This window comes from Kitasatospora sp. NPDC091257 (genome assembly GCF_044757675.1).
GTDB classification, from domain to species: Bacteria; Actinomycetota; Actinomycetes; order Streptomycetales; family Streptomycetaceae; genus Kitasatospora; species Kitasatospora lactacystinica.
In genome coordinates this window covers 1-6,872 of record NZ_JBIVVI010000412.1, presented here as the reverse complement: position 1 = coordinate 6,872, position 6,872 = coordinate 1, and the positions used below count along the sequence as shown (strand labels likewise).

Genomic DNA, 6,872 nt, shown 5'->3' with positions numbered 1-6,872 from the left:
GCCGGGAGCCGGGTGCAGACCGCTCCCGTCATCAGCGGGGCGGGCTCGGCGCCCAGGGTGGCGAGGGTGAACGCGGTGGTCAGCGCGCTGATGTCGCGGGACTCGCGGATCAGCAGGTGGTTGGCGCCCGGAGCCTCGTACCGCGCGAGGTCCGGGACGACCCGCCGGGCGCGCAGCGCGTACTCCAGGGACTGGGTGGCACTGGCCGAGCTGTGGTCCCCGGTGCCGTGGACGATCAGCACCCGCCGCCCGGCCAGCTGGTCGACCGGATCGCCGCTGGGCAGCCAGGGAGCGATCCCGGCGACGCCGACCACCGACGGGTGCCCGGCGCACCAGAAGGCGGCCCGCCCGCCCAGCGAGTTGCCGATCAGGACGACGGGCCTGCCCGGGTACAGCCGGGCCAGCTCGTCGAGCGCCCAGCGGGTGTCGACGGCGGTGTCGGCGGCGGCGCCGTTCCAGCCGCCGTGGCGGTAGCGCAGCAGGTGCACCGCGAGGCCGTGCGGCCGGCCGCGGTCGGTGAGCTCGGTGGCCAGGTCCCGCAGGCCCAGCTCGGCGACCTTCAGCGGTGCTCGCCGACTGCGGAGGAAGCCGCCCGGCAGCAGCAGGGCGATGCCGTCGACCGGCCCCTCTCCCTGTCGTGCGGTCAGCTCTGCGGTACGCGGACGCTGCGCTCGGAACACGCGAAATCCCTCCTGATGTGTACAGGCGGATTCTACGGTTCCGAGGACGGGTCCCGGTGCGCGAGGAGGGACCACAGGACCCAGCCGGAGACCCGGGTGCGCACCACCATGACCTTCGCCCAGCGGGCGCCGAGCGGTGAGGTCCAGGTGTCCACGACCTCGACCCGGTCACCCGAACGGGCTAACCCGACGACGGTCTCCTCGCCGAAGTGGTCGACCCGGACGTTGGCGGCGTTGGCCGACGCCTCCCACCAGCCCGTGCCGAGCTCGGGCGGCAGGTCGGTGCCCGCCGTGACGGCCGCCGGGATGAGCAGGATGCCCAGTGCGACCACGGTGGCCGCCGCACGGCCGATCACGGCCACGGGAACCTCCGAGCGGCGTTCCGTGCGGTGCTGTGTGCGGGCAGCGGCGGTGGCGTCGGGATCGGGGGAGGCATGTACAGCAGAACGAGCCGACCGGGCGTCCGCGTACAGTCCGGTGCCGAGGTTGACCCGGTCGGCGCAGCACGGCGCGCGGACCCGGTGCCGCCGGTGCTGCGACGGATGCCCGGCGCATGTCAACGGTCGCACCGTGGCGCAGGGTTGGCGCGCCCTGGCGGGCGGCCTTCGAGTCGACCGGTGCGCTCGGGGTGGGGCCGCGGCCTCGGTCACGCGGCCCCGGTCACTCGGCGTGCTGCTCCGGCAGGAGTTTCTCCCGGGTCTCCCGGAGGAACGCCGCGACGACGTCCGCATCGGCGAGGACGCGGGTGACGACCCGTTCGCCCGGGATCAGTTCGGTGCGCGCCGTGATCCGGAGCTCGCGCGTGTTCTCGGCGGTGACGTCCTGGAGGTCGCTCCACGGCAGCGGGGCCGTGCGGTGGTCGCTGCCGGGGTCGACGAGGAGTCCCTCGGGCAGCACGCCGAGCACCGTCCCGAATACGACGTGCCCCTCTTCCTCGAACCGCTCGTGCAGCGGCGCGGTGCAGCGCGGCATCAGGCCCGCGCGGATGGCCTCGGCCAGCCCCGGTTCGTAACGGCCCGCCAGTTTCGAGACCACGAAGGGGGTTTCACGGCCGCGCGCCAGGATGACGACGCGGCCGAAGTGCTCGATGCTCAGGTTGCCGCGGAATTCCGTCCGGGAGGGTATGTACTCGTAGCTCTCGATGGCCTCCCAGGGCAGGGCGCGGAAGTCGCCGCCGGCGTGGTGGAGGACGAGGCCGCCCTCGTAGCGCGCCACGGCGACCAGCCCGGAGCGCGGCGGCACGTTCTTGTAGGCCCAGGCGGCCGCTGTCACGGCGGCGACCGCGAGGACGGCGCCCCACCAGGTCCAGCCGGAGGCGGCGATGACGAGGATGCCGGGCAGTCCCAGGCCCCATTTGCCCACGCCGTCGCCGATCCGGCGGCTCGTCCGGTACAGCCGCCGCCGTTCACCCAGGCCCGCCTCGGCCGCGACCTGGTCGCAGCGGGTGGCACCGCTCATCGCTGACTCCCCTCGGCTTTCGAGCGCGCCAGTCTAGCCAGGGCGGCTGGGTAGTCGGGTCGGGTGGGTTTCGAAAACCGTTGCGCGCAAAGGGTGGTAACACTGTTTCCCGTCGGTTACGTTGTTACCCATGAGCACGCCCTACCAGGACGCGCAGCGGGTCGGCCAGGATGCCGTGCGCGCCGTGATCCTCGACCGCGCCATCGCCCTCCTCGTCGCCGAAGGCCCCGCCGCACTGACCGTGCGCCGGATCGCCGCCGAGATCGGCTCCTCGACCAAGGTGCTGTACACGATGTTCGGCGGGAAGGAGGGGCTGCTGGACGCGCTGTACCGGGAGGGCTTCGCGCGGCTGCGCCGGGCGCAGGAGCAAGTCCCGCGCGGGGGAGACCCGTTGGCCTATCTGACCGAGCTCGGCCGGGCCTACCGGGAGCGGGCGATCGCCGAACCCGCCTACTACCGGGTGATGTTCGAGCAGCCGGTCCCCGGATTCCGGCCTGGCGCCGCGGCGTTGGCCGTCGCGGACGGCGCGTTCGGTGCCTCGGTGGCCGCGGTGGAGGCCTGCATCGCGGCCGGGGTCTTCCGGCCCGGCGACGCCCGCGAGGTCTCCAAGCTCTTCTGGGCGGCCACCCACGGCGCGGTGAGCCTGGAACTCGCCGGCCACTTCGCGCCGGCCGAGGCCGGGGCGCGCTACGAGGCGCTGATGGCCGCACTGGGACGGGCCTTCGCCGTCGCCATCCCATCACCTGACGAGAGGTCGACACCATGAGCACGGACGGCCCGGACCGTGGCGGCACGAGCCGCACCCGCTTCCTGCGCGGGAACTTCGCCCCGGTGACCGAGGAGGTCACCGCCCACGACCTGCCCGTCACCGGCCGCATACCGGCCCACCTCGACGGGCGCTACCTGCGCAACGGCCCCAATCCGCTGGGTATCGAGGATCCGGCCGCGCACCTGTGGACCCTCGGCGCGGGCATGGTGCACGGTGTCCGGATCCGGGACGGGCGCGCCGAGTGGTACCGCAACCGCTGGGTCCGCTCCGGTGCGGTCGCCGACCGGCTCGGCGAGCCCCGGCGCGGCACGCCCGCCGACGAGCGGCTGGACATCTCCCCCAACGTGCAGGTCGCGGGCCTCGCCGGGCGCACCTACGCGCTGATCGAGGGCGGCATCCGCCCGTACGAACTCACCTACGAGCTGGACACGGTGGGGCCGTGCGAACTGGGCGCCACGCCGGAGGGGTTCAGCGCCAACGCCCACTCGATCCTCGACCCGCACAGCGGGGAACTGCACTCGCTGGCCTTCCGGTACGGCTCCGACCAGGTGCAGCACATCGTGATGGACGCCGCCGGTGCCGTCCGGCGCAGCACGTGGATCGAGGTGCCCGGGAACCCGTACATGCACGACTTCGCGCTCACCGAGCGGTTCGTGCTGCTGTACGACACGCCGGTGGTGTTCAGCGCGGCGCACCTGGCCACCGGGGTGCCCTTCACCTGGGACGGGCGGCGCGCCGCGCGGATCGGGGTGATGCCGCGCGAGGGCGGCGCGGTGCGGTGGTTCGAGCTCGCGCCGCACCTGGTCGGCCACACCCTCAACGCGTACGAGCGGACGGCGGACTCACTGGTGGTCGACGTCGTGCGGCACCCGCCGGGCATCGACCTGCGCGACATCGGCGCGAGCCGGCCCACGCTCGACCGCTGGACGATCGACCTGGCGGCGGGGACGGTGCGGGAGGAGCGGCTGGACGACCGGGTCCAGGAATTCCCGCGCGTCAACTCCCTTCACACCGGCCGCCCTTACCGCTACGGCTACGCGGCCGCCGTCGAGCTCTACGCGCCGCCGAACGGCCCCGGGGACGACCGCCCGGACGAGGGCTTCAGCAACGCCCTGCTCAAGCACGACCTGAGCCGGGGGACCGTCGAGGCCCACGAGTTCGGGCGCGACGGGGCGGTGGGCGAGGCGGTGTTCGTCGCCGCCGAGTCGCCGACGGCGGAGGACGACGGGTATCTGATGGCGTACGTCCACGACCCGGACCGGGGAGCGGCGGACCTGGTGATCCTCGCCGCCCAGGACTTCACCGGCGAGCCCGTGGCCCGCATCCACCTGCCGGTGCGGGTGCCCCTGGGCCTGCACGGCAACTGGGTGCCGGGCGGGGAACCGGGCCGAGGCTGAGGGGCCAATATGTGCCCGCCAGGGAGGCCGTGCCGGGAGGCCGTTCAGGGCGCGCCCGTGGGCAGGCCGCTGGGCCGGGCGGTGAGCCGGGCGGAGAGCCGGGCGCGGTCCGGGAGGGGTCAGCGGGGCCGGGTGGCGCGGAGGGAGTAGGACTGCGGCGCGGGGGAGCCGGCGGGGACGCGGAAGTGGGCGTGGGCGTGCTCGTGGAGGAAGTCCAGGCGCAGGCCGGCGTCGGCCAGGGCGGTGACGACCTCGCCGAGGCCGTGCTGCCACTGGACGGTGACGGTGGAGTCGAGCCGGGCGTCCGGGTCGGCGTAGGTGCCGGGGTAGTCGACGACGATCGGGGTGCGCTCGAAGTAGTCCTCCTCGAAGCTGCGCCCGTCGTCGGCGAGGACGTCGGCCACCGGGTGGTGCTCGGCGAGGTAGAGGAAGCCGCCGGGGGCGAGGAGCGCGGCGACCGTCCGGGCCCAGCGGGTGAGGTCGGGGAGCCAGCAGAGCGCGCCGAAACCGGTGTAGACGATGTCGTACGTCCGTCCGTCGAGTGCCTCGGCGGCCTCGTAGACGTCGGAGGTGACGAACCGGGCCTCGTCGGCGCCGATCCGGGCGGCGAGGTCGGCGGCGGCCGCGACGGCCGGGGCGGAGAAGTCGAGCCCGGTGACGACGGCGCCGCGGCGGGCCCAGGAGAGGGTGTCGAGCCCGAGGTGGCACTGGAGGTGGAGCAGCGTGCGACCGGTGACGTCGCCGACCTCGGCGGGCTCGTAGTCCTGGAGGGTGTCACGGCCCGCGACGAAGCCGGGCAGGTCGTAGAACGGGCCGGTGGCGTGGACGGGCACGCGCTCGTCCCAGTTCGCACGGTTGGCGGTGCGCCAGTCGGGGATGGCGGGGGTCGCGGTCATGTCGGGCAACGCTAGCCAGCGCCCCAGCGGCGGGCAATCGATTTCCGGCAATCGATTTCCGGCGGTCGGACGGCGGTCGGACGGGGGCGGGCAGGGGGCGTACGGGGCCGGCCAGGGCCGACGGTGGACGGGGCGCGGACGGGCGGCAGCCGGCGCGCGGAGGGAGGATTCGTCACGGTCCCGGCGCTCGGGACCTGGTATGTGCGGGTCATGGCCGGGGTTTTCCCTGCTCTTTGTTCCGGATCATGGCGCGCTCTGCGACGATCCGATGATCGTCGCCCCGACGCGGTGGGCGGCGCGTCGCAGGGGAGAGACCGGCATGGCCGTTCGGCCCGAGGACACTGTCGTCCGGGCGAGGTGGGGAGCCAGGTTCGCCTGGGACAAGGAGACCTGGATGGTGGTCTCCGGCGGGGTGCTGGGGGCGATGTTCGCGAGCATGGGGCTCGCGGTGCTGTTCGGCCCGGCGAACGGGTTCGGCGGCGAGAGCCTCGCGTACATGGGGATCATCAGCATCCTCGGGCTGATGCCCTGCGGTGCGGGCTTCGTCTGGGCGCTGATCCACCCGAAGGCCGGGTTCCCCTCGGCCGCGGTCGGGGCGCTGGTGGGGCTCACGATCTTCGTCGGCTTCGCCGGGGACGGCCTCAACGACTCCTGGAAGGCGCCGCTGGACCGGCCCTCCACGGTCCGTGCGGTGGGCAGCTGGACCAGCGGGGACCTCGTGGTGCGGGTCCGTCCGGACCTGGTGGTGGCCTACCGCAGCGCCACCGGGGCCGTCGCCTGGAGCTGGTCCCCGCCCGGGCAGGACACGGTGTGCGCGATGAGCCGGGGCACCGGGCCCGACGGGACGGCCCGCGGCGACGCCCTCGGCCTGATCGGCCACTCGCCGCACGACGGGCCCTGCTCCGCCGTCACCGCGCTCGACCTCGCCGACGGCCGGGAGGGCTGGACCGCCACCGTGGACGCGCCCGCCCGGGACGGGGACGACGCGACGCCGGACGTGGTCGCGGTGGCCGGGCAGCAGGCCCTGCTCCAGGAGAAGGCCGGCTGGCGCGCCGTACGGCTGGCGGACGGCCGGGACGTCTGGCACAGCGCGGCCGATCCCGGCTGCGCCCCGCTGCAGGTCGCGGGCGGCCCCGGGGACGCCGTCACGGTCGCGCAGTGCGGCGACGCCGCTCCCGTGCTGCGCTCGCTGGCCCCGGCGGACGGCCGGGAGCAGCAGCGGATCGCGTTGCCCGCGGCGGGCGGGCTGAAGAACCTCGCGGTGGTGTCGGTCGACCCGCTCGCGGTGTGGGTGGACGCCCAGGCCGAGCGCGGCACCCACGCGGTGCTCAGCTACGACCGGACCGGCCGGCAGCGGGCGGCGATACCGGTCGCCGGGGACGAGTACGACCTGGACGTGATGCTGGGCGGGCTGCACGCCTTCGACGAGTTCACCGCCCGGCCGCTGTTCGGCGGGGCGGTGGTGGGGGACCTGTTCGTCGTGCCGGGGGAGAAGCCCGGCGACATCGGCATCAGCGGCGGCAAGCACCCCAGCCGGACCGCCACCGGCCGGCTGCTGGCGTACTCGCTCACGGACGGCGGCAGGCGCTGGACGGCGGGGCTGGACGACCAGGTGACCGGCCTGGTGGTGGACGGCGGCTCGGTGTGGGCGATGACCCGGGGCCGGGTGACC

The 6,872-nt window shown here is 74.5% G+C and carries 7 protein-coding genes; 3 read left to right on the top strand and 4 right to left on the bottom strand.

What is annotated here, in order from left to right:
* The 3 genes from ACIQOV_RS20015 to ACIQOV_RS20005 all read right to left on the bottom strand — a co-directional run.
* Window positions 1-680: alpha/beta hydrolase (locus ACIQOV_RS20015; RefSeq protein WP_401050177.1), on the bottom strand; the 680-nt coding region annotated here is incomplete at its 3' end.
* Between the two features lie 32 nt (window positions 681-712).
* Window positions 713-1,042, bottom strand: a complete 330-nt coding sequence (locus tag ACIQOV_RS20010; protein WP_401050175.1) for a hypothetical protein — start codon at window positions 1,040-1,042, stop codon at window positions 713-715.
* Between the two features lie 298 nt (window positions 1,043-1,340).
* Window positions 1,341-2,138, bottom strand: a complete 798-nt coding sequence (locus tag ACIQOV_RS20005) for a hypothetical protein (RefSeq protein WP_401050172.1) — start codon at window positions 2,136-2,138, stop codon at window positions 1,341-1,343.
* A gap of 130 nt (window positions 2,139-2,268) precedes the next feature.
* Here ACIQOV_RS20005 and ACIQOV_RS20000 point away from each other — a divergent pair, with 130 nt between their 5' ends.
* Entirely contained in the window at window positions 2,269-2,904 is a 636-nt protein-coding gene (locus tag ACIQOV_RS20000) for a TetR/AcrR family transcriptional regulator (RefSeq protein ID WP_401050169.1), read from the top strand.
* Window positions 2,901-4,304: a carotenoid oxygenase family protein gene (locus ACIQOV_RS19995; RefSeq protein WP_401050168.1), complete on the top strand. Its 1,404-nt coding sequence runs from the start codon at window positions 2,901-2,903 to the stop codon at window positions 4,302-4,304. Before ACIQOV_RS20000 ends, ACIQOV_RS19995 begins: the two co-directional genes overlap by 4 nt.
* A 119-nt stretch (window positions 4,305-4,423) precedes the next feature.
* On the opposite strand, the gene ACIQOV_RS19990 is transcribed toward ACIQOV_RS19995, so the two are convergent.
* A complete protein-coding gene (locus tag ACIQOV_RS19990) occupies window positions 4,424-5,200 on the bottom strand; it encodes a class I SAM-dependent methyltransferase (RefSeq protein ID WP_401050166.1) in 777 nt (258 codons plus the stop codon).
* A gap of 319 nt (window positions 5,201-5,519) precedes the next feature.
* Here ACIQOV_RS19990 and ACIQOV_RS19985 point away from each other — a divergent pair.
* A partial coding sequence (locus ACIQOV_RS19985; RefSeq protein ID WP_401050163.1) for a PQQ-binding-like beta-propeller repeat protein occupies window positions 5,520-6,872 on the top strand: 1,353 nt, incomplete at its 3' end.

What these genes read in the sequence shown, in the direction of transcription:
- ACIQOV_RS19995 (WP_401050168.1), top strand. Translation starts at nt 2,901, where the DNA reads ATGAGCACGGACGGCCCGGACCGTGGCGGCACGAGCCGCACCCGCTTC.
- ACIQOV_RS19990 (WP_401050166.1), bottom strand. Translation starts at nt 5,200, where the DNA reads ATGACCGCGACCCCCGCCATCCCCGACTGGCGCACCGCCAACCGTGCG.
- ACIQOV_RS20005 (WP_401050172.1), bottom strand. Translation starts at nt 2,138, where the DNA reads ATGAGCGGTGCCACCCGCTGCGACCAGGTCGCGGCCGAGGCGGGCCTG.
- ACIQOV_RS20000 (WP_401050169.1), top strand. Translation starts at nt 2,269, where the DNA reads ATGAGCACGCCCTACCAGGACGCGCAGCGGGTCGGCCAGGATGCCGTG.